At 63.5% G+C, this 16,291-nt stretch carries 11 protein-coding genes and 1 other RNA gene; 4 read left to right on the forward strand and 8 right to left on the reverse strand.

Features of this window, described 5'->3' with window-relative positions; all coding sequences use genetic code 11:
* The first annotated feature begins 13 nt into the window (after positions 1–13).
* The 4 genes from KWO_RS11730 (at position 14) to KWO_RS11745 (ending at position 2,877) form a co-directional block, all read left to right on the forward strand.
* Positions 14–90, forward strand: a non-coding RNA gene (locus KWO_RS11730) — sX9 sRNA.
* Positions 91–234: 144 nt separating this feature from the next.
* Positions 235–1,119, forward strand: a complete 885-nt coding sequence (locus KWO_RS11735) for a carbon-nitrogen hydrolase (protein ID WP_010372975.1) — start codon at positions 235–237, stop codon at positions 1,117–1,119.
* 4 nt (positions 1,120–1,123) lie between these two features.
* Positions 1,124–1,645 carry a GNAT family N-acetyltransferase gene (locus KWO_RS11740; protein ID WP_010382179.1) on the forward strand — a complete coding sequence of 174 codons (522 nt, stop codon included), beginning with the start codon at positions 1,124–1,126 and terminating at the stop codon, positions 1,643–1,645.
* Positions 1,645–2,877: a TraB/GumN family protein gene (locus KWO_RS11745; RefSeq protein WP_017112707.1), complete on the forward strand. Its 1,233-nt coding sequence runs from the start codon at positions 1,645–1,647 to the stop codon at positions 2,875–2,877. The genes KWO_RS11740 and KWO_RS11745 overlap by 1 nt, the downstream gene beginning before the upstream one ends.
* A gap of 99 nt (positions 2,878–2,976) precedes the next feature.
* Here KWO_RS11745 and KWO_RS11750 read toward each other — a convergent pair whose 3' ends face one another.
* From KWO_RS11750 to KWO_RS11785, 8 genes are all read right to left on the reverse strand, one after another.
* Entirely contained in the window at positions 2,977–3,888 is a 912-nt protein-coding gene (locus KWO_RS11750; protein ID WP_010372966.1) for an endonuclease/exonuclease/phosphatase family protein, read from the reverse strand.
* Between the two features lie 62 nt (positions 3,889–3,950).
* Positions 3,951–7,085: a discoidin domain-containing protein gene (locus KWO_RS11755; protein WP_010382185.1), complete on the reverse strand. Its 3,135-nt coding sequence runs from the start codon at positions 7,083–7,085 to the stop codon at positions 3,951–3,953.
* A 26-nt stretch (positions 7,086–7,111) separates the two neighbouring features.
* Positions 7,112–7,948, reverse strand: coding sequence for a carbohydrate ABC transporter permease (locus KWO_RS11760; RefSeq protein WP_010382188.1), 837 nt, complete (start codon positions 7,946–7,948; stop codon positions 7,112–7,114).
* On the reverse strand, positions 7,945–8,829 hold the full coding sequence (locus tag KWO_RS11765) for a carbohydrate ABC transporter permease (RefSeq protein WP_017112706.1): 885 nt from the start codon (positions 8,827–8,829) through the stop codon (positions 7,945–7,947). Before KWO_RS11765 ends, KWO_RS11760 begins: the two co-directional genes overlap by 4 nt.
* Positions 8,826–10,196, reverse strand: a complete 1,371-nt coding sequence (locus KWO_RS11770) for a sugar ABC transporter substrate-binding protein (protein ID WP_026112471.1) — start codon at positions 10,194–10,196, stop codon at positions 8,826–8,828. Before KWO_RS11770 ends, KWO_RS11765 begins: the two co-directional genes overlap by 4 nt.
* A 3-nt stretch (positions 10,197–10,199) precedes the next feature.
* Positions 10,200–11,819 carry a glucoamylase family protein gene (locus tag KWO_RS11775; RefSeq protein ID WP_017112705.1) on the reverse strand — a complete coding sequence of 540 codons (1,620 nt, stop codon included), beginning with the start codon at positions 11,817–11,819 and terminating at the stop codon, positions 10,200–10,202.
* Positions 11,820–11,922: 103 nt separating this feature from the next.
* Positions 11,923–14,901, reverse strand: a complete 2,979-nt coding sequence (locus KWO_RS11780) for a TonB-dependent receptor (protein ID WP_010382195.1) — start codon at positions 14,899–14,901, stop codon at positions 11,923–11,925.
* A 136-nt stretch (positions 14,902–15,037) separates the two neighbouring features.
* The gene (locus KWO_RS11785; protein ID WP_010382198.1) at positions 15,038–16,060 is read right to left on the reverse strand and encodes a LacI family DNA-binding transcriptional regulator; all 1,023 of its coding nucleotides are present in this window, start codon (positions 16,058–16,060) and stop codon (positions 15,038–15,040) included.
* Between the last annotated feature and the right edge of the window lie 231 nt (positions 16,061–16,291).

The following is a 16,291-nucleotide window of genomic DNA, read 5'->3' on the forward strand; positions in this document are numbered from 1 at the left end:
GCTCGGAAGCGGCATGCACCACTCGTACACTGCGGTTCTGAGCGCGCCGTCCACGCCCACCTGACGACTGCTCGCTATGTTTTGTTAGCAGTTCCATGAGCAACTCCAGAAGCAGCTCTAAATCTTGCCTGCGTCGCGGCCGCACACCCCGCGCGTGGTTTCCTGTTCCGGCCGGCAGGCCGGTGTTACGCCATGGCGCGCTACCTTAATGCGCCACTTACGTTGGATGCTGCCATGACCCGTCATCTCCTTTCCGTCGCACTGATCCAGGAGCGCAACCACGGCGACGCCGAGGCCAATCTGGCCGTCATCGAATCGCGTGTGGCCGAGGCAGCCGCGCAGGGCGCCAAGTTGGTGCTGCTGCAGGAACTGCACAACGGTGCGTATTTTTGCCAACACGAGTCGGTGGAGGAATTCGATCTGGCCGAGCCGATTCCCGGCCCAAGCACGGAACGTCTGAGCACGCTGGCCAAGCAGCATGGCGTGGTGCTGGTCGCCTCGTTGTTCGAACGTCGCGCGGCCGGGCTATATCACAACACCGCGGTGGTGTTCGAAAAGGACGGCCGCCTGCTCGGCAAGTATCGCAAGATGCACATCCCCGACGACCCGGGTTTCTACGAGAAGTTCTACTTCACTCCTGGCGATCTCGGCTTCACGCCGATCAATACTTCGGTGGGTCGCCTGGGCGTGCTGGTGTGCTGGGATCAGTGGTACCCGGAGGCAGCGCGTTTGATGGCGCTGGCCGGTGCGGAACTGCTGCTCTACCCCACCGCGATCGGCTGGGATCCGGACGACCAGCAGCCCGAGCAGGAGCGTCAGCGCGATGCCTGGATCCTCAGCCATCGCGGCCATGCGGTGGCCAACGGCGTGCCGGTGCTGTCGTGCAACCGTGTCGGCCATGAGCCCTCGCCGCTGGGCGCATCGGGCATCCAGTTCTGGGGCAACAGCCATGTGCTGGGACCGCAGGGCGAGTTCATTGCCGAAGCCGGCCAGGATCCGACCGTGTTGATCTGCGATGTGGACCTGCAACGCAGCGAGCACGTGCGCCGGATCTGGCCGTTCCTGCGCGACCGTCGTATCGATGCGTACGGCGATCTGCTCAAGCGCTACATCGACTGACCGCATGCCCGTCGAGCTGCGCGCAGTCCGCGATGCGGACATCCCGGCGATCACCGCGATCTATGCGGATCAGATCTGCGGGGTCAACACTTACGAATACAGCGCACCATCGCTCGATGAAATGCGCGCACGGGTGAGCGCGATTGTGGATGCGGGCCACCCGTATCTGGTCGCCGAGCTCGATGGCGCAGTCGCGGGCTACGCTTATGTCAGCGCATTTCGCGCACGCGCGGGATATCGCTGGACGGTGGAGAACTCGATCTATTTAGCCGCCGCGATGCAGGGCCGCGGCATCGGCAAAGCCCTGCTCGGCGAGCTGATCGCGGTGTGCGAGCAGCGTGGGTTTCGGCAGATGATTGCGGTGATTGGCGATGCCGGAAACCTGGCATCGCGACAATTGCATGAACGTTTTGGATTTCGCACGGTCGGAGTACTCACCGGAATCGGCCGCAAACACGGTCGCTGGTTGGACGGCGTGCAGATGCAACGCGCGCTTGGCTCTGGCGACACCGCCCCTCCCTTCTGATGAAAACCCCCATGACTGAGCAGACCACCCACGTTCTGGACGATGCGCTATCCGGCCAGCCGCACCGCATCGTCCAACGCGACGGCGTGCGCTATACCTTGCTCGGCACCGCGCATGTGTCGCTTGCCAGTGTGGCCGCCGTGCAACGCGCGATCAGCAGCGGGCGTTACGACGCGGTGGCAGTGGAACTGGATGCGCAGCGCCTGCAGGCGCTCAGCGACCCGGACGCCCTCGCCCGCCTGGATCTGGTGCAGGTGATCCGCAAGGGGCGCGTGGCTTTGTTTGCGGCCAATTTGGCGCTTGCCGCGTACCAACGCCGGCTGGCCAAACAACTCGGCATCGAGCCGGGTGCGGAATTGAAAGAGGCGGTGAACCTGGCACGCGCGCAGGGCTTGCCGGTGCATCTGATCGATCGCGAGGTCGGCCTGACCTTCAAGCGCGCATCCGGGCGGCTGGGATTCTTCGGCAAGATGAAACTGGCCGGTGGATTGCTCGGCGGCCTGTTCGCTGCCGATGAAGTGGGCGAAGAGGAAATCGAAAAGCTCAAGCAAGGCGACATGCTGGAAGCGAGCTTCGGCGATTTCGCCAGCGAAAGCCCGGAGCTGTACGAGACGGTGATTGCCGAGCGCGATCAGTACATGGCCGCACGTCTACGCGAAGAAGTCAGCGCAGATCAGCGCGAGATTTTGGCGGTAGTCGGCGCCGGGCATCTGGCCGGCCTTGCGCGCCATCTGGAACAAGACACAGCGGCGCCTGGCCCGCTGCGCGAATCGCTGGAATACGTACAGCAGCGCAAGCGTATTCCGTGGATCACGCTGGGCATCCTTGCGGTCATCATCACCGGCATCGGCATCGGGTTCTGGCGTGGCGGCCTGAGCATGGGCGCTGACCTGTTGCTGCAGTGGGCGATGTATACCGGCGGCATGGCTGCACTCGGCTGTTTGCTTGCCGGCAGCCACCCGTTGAGCATTCTCACTGCCGCCGTCGTGGCGCCGTTCAAGCCGTTCCGGCTGAGCGTGCCAACCGGCGCATTTGCGGCGCTGGTCGAAGTGCATATGCGCAAGCCAGCCTATGGCGATTTCCTGTCGCTGCGCGACGATGCGCAGACGCTGCGCGGCTGGTACCGCAATCGCGTCTCGCGCGTGGTGCTGACATTTCTGTTGACCAACTTCGGCAGCATGGCCGGCGTGTGGCTGGCCGGCGTGCAGATTTTCAACCGTCTCCATGGGTGAGCACAGCGGCGCTGAAGCCGCCAGATCCAGACCGCTCGTAAGAGCGCACCCGGGCGCGATGAGGCCATACCGGTCATCCTATCGCGCCCAGGTGCGCTCCTATGGCATCTGGTGGGTGGGTGGAGGCTCCAGCGCAAGCTGCAGCCGCACCCACACGCCGTAGTGATCCGATGCCCAGCGGCCTTCGGCGTAAGGCGTATCGAACAGGATGCGGGCTTCGCGGGCCAGTAGGCGGTTCTGCTGAAAGAACACGTGGTCGATGCGTGCGGGTTTGTCGAAGACCTGCATGTTCAAGGTGCTAACCGTGGCGTCGCTATTGCGATGCACGCTGCCGTAGCTGTCGCCGTAACCCTTGCGTAGCGCTTCCAAATCGAGCGTGTCGGCGGCGGTGTTGAAATCGCCAGCGATCACCACCGGCGCTTGCTCGCTGTTGGAGGCAACGAAGTCGAGTAGATCGGTTACCTGGCGCTTGCGCGTGGCGGTGCCGCGCGCATCGGTGCGTTCGTTGAGATGGGTGACGTAGACGTTGACCGGCTGGCCATCGACGTCCACCTGCAGATGCGCGGCGACGCGGTAATCGTCCAAGGGCTGCAACAAGCGCTGGTGCGTTGCCAACACATTGCGGCGACTCAGCAACGCATTGCCGTAGCGTTTGGGCGCGCCGACCGGATCGACCGAAGCGAAGGTGTAGTCGTAGCCGAGTTTGCGCGCCAGCCAGGCAGCCTGATTTTCCACGCTGCCGCGGCGTTCGATCACTTCCTGCAGCGCAATCACATCCGGCGCCAGTTGCTTGAGCTCTTTGGCGATGTAAGCGCGTCGTGCCGGCCAGTCTTCGCGGTCGTGATGCAGGTTGAGCGTGACCAGGGTCATCTCGCGCGGCGCTGTGCTCGATGGCTTCGCGGCTTGCGCGGCCGGATCGATGGTGCCTCGCTGCACAGCTTCCGAAGGCTGCATGCTCTGAGTGGCCTGCCCGGCCTGCACGCCGGTGGAGCAAAGCAGCAGTGCGAGCAAGGCGACCGGCCATCCCGCACCTCGCCGTGCTGGCGCTGCCCGGGAAAGCCGGCACGCCTGACTCATTGCGTGGCGCGCTCGGCCCGCCGCACCGCGCCAGGCACATCGATTTGCACGTTGGCCGGCAGTTGTTGGATGCGCAGTTCGCCGTTCTGCCACTCGGCCGACTCACCATTGACCGTGGCCTTGCCTGGTGTGCCTTGATACGGCCACGGCAACACCACGCCACCCGGCGGCAGGATCAGCCCGGGCTGCAGCTGCAGCACCAATTGCTTGTCGGTACGTTGCAAGGTGTAGTTGAGGCGCCCGTACGGTGTCCGCAGTTCGGCAATGCCAATCCCCTTGCCCTCGAACCAACGGGTCGGCGTGCCGGCGGCGATGACCAGGCTGGCGTCGGATTCGCGGCCGTAGGCGAACATGTCCAGTACCGAGCGCACGAAGTCCGAGGCGACCCAGGCGTGCGGCAGGTCGCCGACGAAGAACGGCGTGCGCGGCGTGCGCGAGACCACTTCGGCCCACTGATTCCACGGCTGCGGTGCGCGGTCCTTGAAGAAGAACGCGGTGGCGTCCCAGGCGCGATCGCGCCAGCCCAGGCGCACGAATGCGGCCACGTTGCGCCATTCGTAAGGCGTGTAGTCCTTCCATTCGCGCTTGCCGTCGCGGCGGTCGGTGAACTCTTTCCAGTAGCGCTCGAAGGTGTTGGTCAGCAGATCCTGCGGCAGACGTTGCTGCTCACCGCCCGGGGTCAAGCCAATGGTGGTCGAGGTCGCATCGAAGTCGCCGAGTTCCGCAGAACCCGGCAGGAAATCCAGGTTGTGCTGACGCACGGCCGCACCCAGCGAGGCAATCAGGTCGCCACTGAATTCATCGCGCGCGGTGCTGAACCGTGCGGCGTCTTCGGACTTGTCCAATGCACCGGCCAGCATCACCGCGTCCTTGTAGCCGCGCAGCGCCCAGAAGTTGTCCCAGTACGAATGCACCGGCTTGGCCGAATAGCCCTCGTGGCTGATCGACACCGGCATCATTCCGTAGAAGGCCGGGTTACGCATGAAGTTCTCTTCCGTGCGTTCGCTTGCGCGCAGCTTTTCCATGTAGTCGTAAGCGCCGGTGACATGCGGCCACATCTTTTCCAGGAAGGCCTTGTCGCCGGTGTAGCGGTAGTACTCGGCGATGTTGTAGATCAACTCACCGTGGCTGTCGTTCTCCGGCACCGGGTCGCTGCCGCGGTCGTCCACGCAGCACGGCACCATGCCGTCGGCGAACTGATACGGAGCGAACCAGTCCACGTAATCGCGCGCCACGTCTTCGCGGCCGAGCCGCAGCAGGCCTTCGGAAATCATGGCGCCGTCGCGGATCCAGCTGCGCGAGTACGAGCGGGTGCCCGGCTGCAAGCGCGGGCCGATACGCGAAATCAACATGTGCGCCAGCGCCGTGCGCAAGGTGTCGACCACCGGCTTGCCTTCGGCCGGCACGCTGATGCGCACGCGATCGAGCTTGCTGCGCCATTGCTGGGCAACCTGCTGCTGCGCTTTGTCGGCATCGAAGCCAGCCGGCAACTGCGCGGTGCCGGTCTGCGGAATGACCAGCGCCACTTCGCGGCGTTGGCCAGGCTCCAGCTTCCAGCGATACAGCAGCACGCCCGAGGCCAGGCCGGTTTCGTCCTTCACCTGTGTCACCGTCGGCGGCGTGGCCGCACTCAGATGGCTGACATCCATGCCGCTGTCGAAGGCACTGGCGAAGCTGGCATCCGGGCGCTGCGCGGCGAACACGCGCGGCTTGCCGTTGACGCTGACCTGGCCGCCATCTATGGCCAGTTGGTCGATGCGGCTGACGCCACCCAGGGTATTGAGGAACTGCGCCGGCGGGTTGACCTGGAACGGACGCACGGCCAACGCCAGGGTGAAATCGCGCGCTTCCTTGCCGGTGTTATGCAGCTGGTAACGCGCGACCAGTTGCGCTTGATCGGGGGTGCCCTGCACGAAGGCAGTGACACGCAGATTCATCAGATCGTGGTGCCAATCCACGCTGGGAATCGGCAGGTAGTCGTCCTGCAAACTTTGTTCGCTGCTGACATCGGACCAGTGCAGCACCTTGCCGCCGGTGACCACGAACGGTTCGATGCTGAAGCCGCCCTTACCCACTTCCACCGCGCCATCTTCGCCAATCAGGCCCTGCTCGGTGCCGCCATCCAGACCCAGGATGGTCCAGTACGGCTGCTCGCCGGAGAAGCCGCGCGGATAACTGCCACGCGGCAGCTGCGCAGCCAACGACTTGATGAAGTCATTCGGCGTTGCGGCGAATGCCAGCGGCTGCAACTGCACTTCCTTGATGCCGTAGCGCCAGTTGGGGCCGTGCTTGAGATCGAAACGCAGATAGCGCGCTTCGGTATCGGGAAGCGCCAGCCAATCGGTGCCACCGGCGCCGGCAGTGACGGTGCGTAGATCGCGCCAACTGCGTCCGTCGCCGGAAGAGCGCACCACATAGTGCGAAGCCTGCAGACCCGGCACCCACTGCACGATGGCGCCGCCGAATTCGCGCACCTTGCCCAGATCCAGCGTGACCGTCTGTTGCTTGACCGCGCCGCTGAGCCAAAAGGTGTCCGGCTTACCGTCGGCCAGGCGTTGCTCCAGCGCAGGCGCAGTGTCGGTAATGGCCTTGGCCTGCAGCGGTGAGGTGTCTTCCGGCGGCAGCGGCGTCAGCGTCAGGCGGTCGAAGCACACCGTGCCCTTGCCGCCGACCTTGTTGTAAATGGTGAATTCCACATCCGCGCTGCTGCGCAGCTGCTTGTCCTGGCCCGGTCCCCAGGCTTTTTCGATGTTGCGCTTGCGGTAGCTGAAAGTGGTCCAGTTCTTGGGGAAGGCAAAGCCGGGGCGGTTGACCCACCACACATTGTCGCCGCTGGCATCGATCAACTTAAGCTGCAGATCGTTGGACGGCGAGTCGCCGCGTAGCGTGAAGCCAAGCCGGTAATTGTCCGGGTACTCGACGGGCAAATTGCGGCGGATGCCCACGTAGCCGGACACGCCGTTGAAGTTGTAATCCAGACACAGCGCATGCCCACCAGAGGGCGTGGCCACCGGGCGCAGCGAACCGCTGACCTGATTGGACACCACCAGGCGCCAGGCGCCGACGTCGTTGAAGCCGTCGAGCACGCGCTCCTGCGCCTGCGCCGCGCCCGCGGCGGCAATGGCGGTCATGGCAAACAGTCGCAGGAACGCTCGCCTCACCCCTTCACACTCCCCAGCAGAAGACCTTGGATGTAGTAGCGCTGCAGCGCCAGGAACAATAGCAGCACCGGAATCACCGTCACCACGGCGCCGGCCATCATCAATTCCACGTCCATGATGTGCTCGCGCGACAGCGCCGCCAGCGCCACCGGCAAGGTGTATTGCTCCTGGTCGGTCAGCACGATCAGCGGCCACATGAAGTCGTTCCACGAGCCCATGAAGGTAAAGATGGTCAAGGTAACCAGCACCGGCTTGAGCATCGGCAGCACAATCTGGAAGAAGATGCGCATCTCGCTGGCGCCGTCGATGCGCGCGGCTTCGATCAGTTCATCCGGAATGCTGCGCGCGTACTGACGCACCAGAAAGATGCCGAACACCGTGGCCAACGCCGGCACCACCACCCCGCCGATGTTGTTGACCAAATGCAACTGCTTCATCAGCAGGAACAGCGGCAGCATCGCCACCTGCGCCGGGATCACCAGCGCCGCAATCAGGATCTTGAAGATGCGCTCGCGGCCGACGAACTGCAGTTTGGCAAACGCATAACCGGCCATGGTGTTGATCAGCAACGAACCGAGCGTGATCAACCCGGACACCAGCAGGCTGTTGGCGAAGTTGCGCGCCATGCCGGTGCGTGCAAACAACTCGTGGTAGTTGGCCATGGTGAATGCCGAAGGCAGCATCGGCGGCGGGAAGCGACTGGCTTCGCCGGTGGGCATGAACGACACCGACAGCATCCATAGCAGCGGCGCCAGGCTGATCAACGCCAGCACCAGCAGGCCGCCGTTGATCAGCACGGCATTCCAGCGCGATTGGCCAACATCACGGCTCATATCAGGTCCTTCTTGCGGCCAAAGCGCAGCATCACGGTGGTCACCGCCAGAATGATCAGGAACAACAGGAACGCCACTGCCGATGCGCGGCCGAGGTTCCACCACTTGAAGCCTTCTTCGAACATGAAATACAGCACGCTGACGGTGCTTTGCAGCGGGTCGCCGCGGGTCATCACATAGGGCTCGGCGAACAGCTGGAAATAGCCGGAAATGGTGATGACACCGACCACCATCAGCACCGGGCCAAGCATCGGCAGGGTGATATGCAGGAACTGCTTCCAACGCGAAGCGCCGTCGATGCGCGCGGCCTCATACAAATCTTGCGGGATCGCCTGCAGCCCGGCCAGAAACATCACCATGTTGTAGCCGAAGTTCTTCCATACCGCGAACAGCATGATGGTGGGCATCGCCCAGCGCGGATCGCCCAGCCAGTCGATCGGGGCGATCCCCAAGTGGCTCAGGCCGAAGTTCACCAGGCCGTATTTGATATGGAACAGGTAGCGCCAGATCACCGCCACTGCCACTAGCGTGGTCACCACCGGTGCGAACAAGGCGGTGCGGAACAGCGCCTTGAAGCGCGAGGCCTTGGCGTTGAGCAGCAGGGCCGCGCCCAGCGACACGCCGATCGACATCGGCACGCCCAGCAACACGAAGTAGGTGGTATTCCAGAGCGACTTCCAGAACAGCGGCGTCTGCAGCAGGTCGATGTAGTTGCCCAGGCCGACAAAGCGCAGATGGCTGCTGTCGGCCAGTGCGTAGAGGTCGAAGTCGGTGACGCTGAGCACCAGCGCGGCGAACACCGGCACGCCGAAGAACATGCCCAGCACCATGATCGACGGCGCGGCGAACACCCAGCCGGCGACGGAATTACGCTTCATCATCGTGCGGCTCCCTGGTCCGCGGCAGCGGCAGGCGCGGCGGTGTTTGCAGCAGCCGGCTTGGTTGCCGGCGTGGCCGTCTCAGCGGCCGGGCCAACATGCCCGCCCTCCTGCTCGAAGATCCAGCGGCGCTTGGCCAAAATTTCGTCCACACGTTTATCCAGTTCCTGCACGGCGGCTTCGTGCGATTGGCCACCACGCACCACGCGCTCGGTCACCAGACGCATTTCCTGCACGATGCGCTCCCACTCCAACACCTTGGGCGTGGCCTTGACCCGCTCCAGCTGGTCGCCGAAGGCATGCGCCAATTCGTCGTTGGCCAGCGAAGGCAACTTCCAGGTACTGCGACGCGGCGGCAGGTCGCCGATGATGGCGTGGAAACGCGCCTGCACCTGCGGCTGCGAGAGATATTCGATCAGCTTCCAGCTGGCGTCCTTCTGCTGCGACGACTTGAAGATCACCAGGCTGGAGCCACCGGCAATGCCGGCACCCAGGCCATTGGGGCCCGGCAACGGCGCGGTGCCCCACTTGCCTTCCATGCCCGGCGGCTGGCGCAGCTTGAACTCGCGCACGTTCCAGGGGCCGGACAGATAGAACGCGTAATAGCCGTTGAAGAATTCGTACCAGACATTGGACACCTGGGTTTCGGAGACCTTCGGCGCCCAGCCCTTTTGATACATGTTGTCGTAGAAGCCCAGTGCCTTGCGGAAGCCAGCGCCACGGAAGTTGCCGTAGTTGTCGTGGTCGCGCAGCAGGCGGTCGTCCTGCTGCAGCGCGAACGACAGTTGCTGCTCGAATTCGTTGAGCGGCATCAAGATAGCGAAGCGGTCCGGGCCGACCTTGCGCTTGATCGCGGCCATTACCCGTTCCATCTCGGCCCAAGTTTTGGGCATTTCGCTGTAGCCGGCCTCGCGCAGTAAGTCCTTGCGATAGAACAGCAGGCGCGTGTCCACATACCACGGCACGCCGTACAGCGTGCCATCGACTAGATTGGTGTCCCACACGCCGGGGAAATAATCGGCCTGGTCGACGATCCTGGAGCGCGCCACATATGGCTGCATCGGCTCCAGCGTGTCCAACAACGCGAATTCCGGCAGCCAGGTGTTACCGAGCTGGCACACATCCGGCAGGCCATCGGCGGCGAAGGCGGTGAGCAGTTTTTCGTGCGCGGCGGTCATCGGGATGTTTTGCACATCCACGTGGATGGTGGGGTTCTGCTTTTCGAAGTCGGCCACCAGCTCGGAGACCACTTCGGCCTCCTTGCCCATCGCCCAGAAACGCACGGTGGTCTTGCCCGGATCGGAGCGTTCGCATCCCGCCACACCTGCACACAGGGCGGCGGCCAATATCAACAGTTTCAAAAGGCGCACGGATTACTCGGGTTTTTGGCGTTGCGAGGGGTCTTGTTGGGCCTGGGCGGCGGCGGCACGCGACTCGGCCATGCCCAGCGAGCGCGCAGCGGCCTTCTGCTCATCCTTCTGCGGCGCCGGCTGCGGCTCGCCTTCCGGGGTGAGCCAGCCGCCGGTGAAGCCGGCGCGTTCCAGACCGGCGCGGATGTAGGGGTTCTTCTTCATGACGTTCCAGACGAATTCGTTCTGGTAGTTGGCAATCATCGCCAGGATCGGGCCCTGGTCGATGGCGATGTAGTCGCTGGCCACCCAGCCACGGTCCGGCACCATGCGCCCGGTCTTGAGCGGGATGTCGTAGTTGAAGCTGGGGTTGAACGAATCCAGGAAGCCATAGCTGGAATACAGGAAATCGCCGTAGCGCTTGTGCATTTCCTCGGTGGCCGGGATGACTACTTCCGGGGCGAACACGATCGAGGAGATGGCCGCCGACGGCACGATGGTGCCGTCGTCGAAGTTCTCGCGCAGGCCGGCGCCGCGTGAGGAGTAATGGCGGAACTGGCGCTGCTCGCCCCGGTATTCCTGGCTGGTGTTCTGCGGACCGTCGCCGGCGGTGAGTCCCCAGACGTTTTCGCCGTAGTCCTTCCACTTCATCGGGTTGTCGATGGCGTAGTCGCGCTGCGCCAACGTAGCGCGGCGGCTGTTGAGGAAGTAGTCGATGCCGCGTTCGCGCATGTACTGGTCCTGGATGTCGCGAAAATCGATCCAGACATGGCTGTATTGGTGGCCGAACAACGGGCCGAACGATAGGTATTCCTGGCCTTGGTAAACGCCCCAGTCGTTGTTGTAGGTGCGGGTCCAGCTGGTCCAGGCGTCCGGGTCGACGCCATGGGTGGGCGAGCCCAGCGCGAGGAGGTACAGCATCATCGCCTCGTTGTAGCCCATCCAGTCGTGGTTGATGAAGCCGCTTTCGGGGAACCAGCCCATCGAGATCAGCGGCGCACGCTGTTGCAGCCAGCGCCAGTCCACGCGCTTGTACAGCGTGTCGGCGATCTGGCGGATCTCCTTTTCGCGCGGGTCGTCGCCGTCGTAATACGACTGGGTGAACAGCACGCCCATCATCAGCAGTGCGGTGTCCACGCTCGACAGCTCAACCCAGCTGTCGTAACGGTTGCCCTTCTGCATGTCCAGAAAATGGTAGTAGAAGCCTTTGTAGCCGGCTCGACCGGTCTTCTGCGGGCCCATCGGCGCGTCGCGGAAGAATTTCAGTGTGGTCAAGGTGCGGTCGATCGCCTGATTGCGACTGACCCACCCGTTTTCGATGCCGATCGGATACGCGGTGAGCGCAAATCCAACCGACGCAATGCTGGCGAACGGACGCGACGGAAACCGATCCGGCGCCAGTCCGTTGAGTTCGTTGGTGGTGTCCCAGAAAAACTGGAACGTGCGGCGTTCAATATCCGAAAACAGCGGCGGCAGCGGCGGTTTGACCGGCTTGGGGGGCAGCTGCGCCTCGACCAGGATGACTTTTACCGGCGCCTTCTTTTCGGCCACCTTGGGTTCCTCGGCTTGCTTGCACGACGCCAACACCAGCGCGCCCAGCAAGAGTGGAATCGTCAACCATCGCGACGTGTTACCCCTGTCCATCCGCCCCCCACTTGTGTAATCGATTACATCTCGCACGCAAACCTACCCTATCCAGGCGCCGAGTACGACCGCCCGGGCATGGCAGCCAGGGCGGTCGTGCACATCACCAGTTCAGGCCAAAGGCCAGACGGAAGGTGCGCATCGGCGACGCCAGCACACCGGTCGGTGTGCCGTAAGCCGTATTCAAGTCCTGCAATGTTCCGGTATCGCCATTGAAGGTGGCGTAATTCACCCAGTTGAACACGTTGAGGATATCCGCACGCACATTGAATTTGACACCACCGCCGGTGTCCCATTCTTTATTCGCGGCAATGCTGAATTCCTTGTAGCCCAGCGTGCCATCCGGCTTGAACTGGATGATCTCGCACTGGTCGTTGCCGGCAAGGCAATTCTGGCCGTAGCGTGCGGTCTGGCTGGCCAGCGACAGCTTGCCGGACAGCTTGATCTCGTACGGCAACTCGTAGATGCCGGTGACCACCAGGCGGTTCTTCGGAATGCCGCCAGCCTCACGCCAGCCGTAGTCCTGGATGCGTTCGCGGTCCAGGGCGTAGTGCTCGCCGAACTGGCGGTTTTCCTTTGCATCGGAATAGGTATAGGCCACGGTCAGGCCCCAGCCGGATTCTTCGTCGAAGGGTTTTTCCACCTGCAACGCGAGCTGGTTGTTGCGGGTCTCTACACCGTTGGTGCCCAGCACGATGGCGCTGTAGCCGTCCGGGCCGTCGGTCGGCGCGCCGGAGGTGGTGCCCGGCTGGAAGAACGACCCGTCGGGCAAGCGGTTGCCGCGCACGAAGGCAAAACCGTCATGGCTCTCGATGCGGCTCAGGGTCACATCGGTAAACCAGTCCTGGCCCCACAACGGCACCATGTTGCGCATGCCGATGCTGAATTGGTCGGAGTACGGGGTCTTGAGGTTGTTATCGATCAGGTAGACCTCACGTCCGCCACCGCCCGTGCTGTTGGCGGTAAGCGTGTTCAGGCCCTCCTGGCTGTTGTAAGCCGGATTCCAGGCCGTGCATGGGTCGCCGAGGCAGGCATCGTTGTTGGCGCTGGTGAAGTAGTAGCTATACGACTTGAAGGAGTTGTTGAGCTGCTCCAGTGCCAGGTAATCAAAGATGTTGCGGTCGTACGCACGGCCGGCGCCACCATAGATCACGTGCGCCTGATCGCCGAACAGGTCGTACGAAGCGCCCAGACGCGGCTGCCAGGCATTCTTGAACGCCTTGCGGTTGTTGCCGGTGCTGATGAAGTCGTTGATGTTGTAGTTGGCATTGCGCAGATTGGGCCAGTTCTGCAACGCGCTGGCGACATCCGAGGGGGTGACGAAATCCAGGAACGCCGGGGTTTCTTCGTAGTCGTAGCGCACGCCCAGGTTCAAGGTCCAGTGCTCGTTGACCTCCCAATCGTCCTGCAGGTAGATGCCGTACTGCTTGTTCTTGGACACAACCGAGCCGCCACCTTCCACCAGCGGCGCACCGAAGCGCACGCGGTACGGCGTTTCGACGTCGGTGAGGATGTTGTAGTAGTACTGCGGGTTGGCCGGGTTGAACTGGGTCGAATCCAGGTCGATGCTCTTGAACTTCACGCCCATCTTGACGGTGTGCGCCCCATGCCATTCCAGGCTGTTCAAGGTGAGGTCGTCCTGGAACGTCCAGCCCTTCTGCCCCTTGCGCTGAAAGCTGCTGCCGGCGCCCGCCGCCAGGATGTCGGTTTCGTTGCCGCGCACCGGTGCGTAGCTGAGGATGTAGCCATTGCCGTTGTTGATCGGCGCCTGGTTCCAGAACGCGCTTTCGTAGCTCAGGTTGGCTTCGTTGAGGAAGCTGGCGCCGCTGTACTGCCAACGCAGGTTGGCGCGCTTTTCTTCCTGGCCGTTGATGCTGCCGTGCTCGTAGGTCGAGGTCTGGCCGACGTCGTTGAGCTCGTCTTCCTTGCGGTACTTGCCGGTCAGCTCGAACAGGCTGTTCTCGCCAATGGTCCAGTCGATCTTGCCGAAATACAGGTCTTCCTTGAATGGCGTGCTGGAGGTCACCACCAGCGGCTGCAACTGCGCCGGCAGTTGGTCGACGCGGTCGGAGTAGATTGAGCCGGGAATCACCACGTTCGGGGTGGTGTATTCCTTTGCTTCATAGGCAATGAAGAAGTGTGCCTTGTCCTTGAGGATCGGGCCGCTGAAGGTGGCGCCGTACTGGGTTTCTTCGAAGTCGTCGCGCACGCCGGCCTTCTTCTCCAGCGGGCTTTCTTCGCGCCAGCTGTCGTTGCTGGTGTCCCAGAAGAAGCTGCCGTGGAAGTCGTTGGTGCCGGACTTGGACGAGGCCACGATGGCCGCGCCGCTGACCTGGTCGAACTCGGCCTTGTAGTTGGAGGTGATGACCTTGTATTCGCCGATCGCCGACTGCGGGAACGGGTTGCCGCGGCTGGAATCCTGGCCGCTCACGCCGCCGGTCAGCACGTAGTTCTTCTGGCTCACGCCGTCGATGTAGACGTTGGTGCCTTCGGCCGAGGTGGCGCCGGTGCGCACCTTGGTGGTGCCGTTGGCCTCGCGGGTGAACTGCACGTTCGGCACGGTGTCGGCCAGTTCCAGGAAGTTGCGCGTGGCACGCGGCAAGTTTTGGATCTGCACGTTGGAAATGTAGGTGGCGTTCTCGGAGGTGCGCGTCTCGACCAGCACCGGCGGCGCCTTCACCTGCACCGCGTCAAGCGTGGTGGCGTTACCACCCGCGGCCGTGGCCGGCTCGCCGCCGACGCCCAGGTTCAAGGTCGCCGTCTGGCCGACCTGCACGGTGACGTTCTGCGAGCTGGTCTGGTCATTAGCGGTGACATCGATACGGTAGGAACCCGGCGGCAGACCGCCCACCGAATAGCCGCCGTTGCTGACCTGCACGGTGCGGGTCAGGCCGGTGGCCAGATTGGTGGCGGTGACCTGCGCCTGGGCGGCAGGTGCGGCATCGACGGTGACCTGGCCGCGGATGGTCGCAGCGGTGCTCTGTGCGAAAGCAGGTGCGGCGCCGAGCAGCAGGCAGCTGGCAAGCGCACAGCTGAGCAGCTTGCGCGCCGGACGGGCGGAATGGGGGTGGTGGTGGCGCATGGTCGTCCCTCCAGGGATCGGTACAGATTGTTGTTGTGTTAGTGCAGTGGTGCGGGAACAGCCGCTGCGGGGGCAGCGGGAGCGGACAGAACGTCCGCGAAAGGGTCGGCAGCCTGAAAACGTAGGGCCGGAGAAGTTATTGACCAGCTTCGCCAGCAGCGCAGGAGGCGCGGATCACCAGCTCGGGCGTAAGCAATTGACGGATGCCGTTGTCGCGGTCGGGCGTTTCAACCAGGCGCATCAGCCGGGTCATCGCCTGCTCGCCCAGCCGCGCGATGCTCACGCGCATGGTGGTCAGCGCCGGGTGGACGAACCGGGCCAGCGGAATGTCGTCGAACCCGGCCAGCGCCACGTCGCCGGGCACCGAGACATCGGCCTGGGCGAACGCATACAGGCAACCCAGCGCGGCCATGTCGTTGGCGGCGAAGACCGCATCCGGCAATGCACCGTCAGCCAGCATCGCCAGCCCGGCGCGGTAGCCGGAGGCTTCATCGAAGTCGCCCGGGTACTCCACGCCCTGCGCCTGCGCGCCAAACGCAGCGAGCGCATCGCGGAAGCCGCGCAGGCGTTCGCGCGCATCGAAGTTCAACGCCGGGCCACCGATAAAGGCGATGCAGCGGTGCCCGGCCCGCAGCAGATGCTCAGTCATGGCCATGGCACCGGCGTGGTCGTCGATGCTCAGTACCGGGTAGTCGGCACCGGGCAGGTGTGCATTGATCAGCACCGTTGGCAGCGACTGCGGCAGGTTGTCGGTGAGAAATCCCGGCTGCTCGGCATACGGCGACAGCACCAGCAGGCCATCGACGCGCCCGCGCATCGAGCGCAGCGCCCTGCCCTGAGCTTCCGGATCGCCGTGATAGCTGGAAACCAGCAAGTGCTGGCCGGCCGCACGCGCTGCGCCATCGATGCCGCGAATCAATTCGGAAAAGAACTCGCCGTACAGATCCGGCAGCACCACGCCAAGGGTCTGGGAGCGTCGGCTGCTCAGGCTGCGCGCGGCCGCATGCGGGCTGTAACGCAGACGCTCGGCCACTTCCAGCACCTGCTGGCGTACCGGCGCGGCCACGTTGTCGTGCCCATTGAGCGCACGCGACACCGTTGCCACGGAGACCTGTGCTTCCCGAGCGACATCTTTGATGGTGACCGCACCCTTGGCCATTCGTGTCGCCCTCCGCGACCGACTTCTCAAAACTGGCGCGGACTGTAAGCGTTTTCATACAGAGGCGTAAACCCCTATCTTCACACCCATGAAAACGCTTACAGATCAAGCAACTACAGGTGATCAACCTGTGAAAGAATGTGTTGCGACGCAACAAATCCACACCAACGAGTCCACAAATGAAGCAAGACGCGGGTCACGGTTGTGCACGGCGCGCTTGGCGCGCTGCTG

This window comes from Xanthomonas vasicola pv. musacearum NCPPB 4379, from assembly GCF_000277895.2.
GTDB classification, from domain to species: domain Bacteria; phylum Pseudomonadota; class Gammaproteobacteria; order Xanthomonadales; family Xanthomonadaceae; genus Xanthomonas; species Xanthomonas vasicola.

What these genes read in the sequence shown, in the direction of transcription:
- KWO_RS11775 (WP_017112705.1), bottom strand. Translation starts at nt 11,819, where the DNA reads ATGGACAGGGGTAACACGTCGCGATGGTTGACGATTCCACTCTTGCTG.
- KWO_RS11765 (WP_017112706.1), bottom strand. Translation starts at nt 8,829, where the DNA reads ATGATGAAGCGTAATTCCGTCGCCGGCTGGGTGTTCGCCGCGCCGTCG.
- KWO_RS11745 (WP_017112707.1), top strand. Translation starts at nt 1,645, where the DNA reads ATGAAAACCCCCATGACTGAGCAGACCACCCACGTTCTGGACGATGCG.
- KWO_RS11760 (WP_010382188.1), bottom strand. Translation starts at nt 7,948, where the DNA reads ATGAGCCGTGATGTTGGCCAATCGCGCTGGAATGCCGTGCTGATCAAC.
- KWO_RS11785 (WP_010382198.1), bottom strand. Translation starts at nt 16,060, where the DNA reads ATGGCCAAGGGTGCGGTCACCATCAAAGATGTCGCTCGGGAAGCACAG.
- KWO_RS11780 (WP_010382195.1), bottom strand. Translation starts at nt 14,901, where the DNA reads ATGCGCCACCACCACCCCCATTCCGCCCGTCCGGCGCGCAAGCTGCTC.
- KWO_RS11755 (WP_010382185.1), bottom strand. Translation starts at nt 7,085, where the DNA reads ATGACCGCCATTGCCGCCGCGGGCGCGGCGCAGGCGCAGGAGCGCGTG.
- KWO_RS11735 (WP_010372975.1), top strand. Translation starts at nt 235, where the DNA reads ATGACCCGTCATCTCCTTTCCGTCGCACTGATCCAGGAGCGCAACCAC.
- KWO_RS11740 (WP_010382179.1), top strand. Translation starts at nt 1,124, where the DNA reads ATGCCCGTCGAGCTGCGCGCAGTCCGCGATGCGGACATCCCGGCGATC.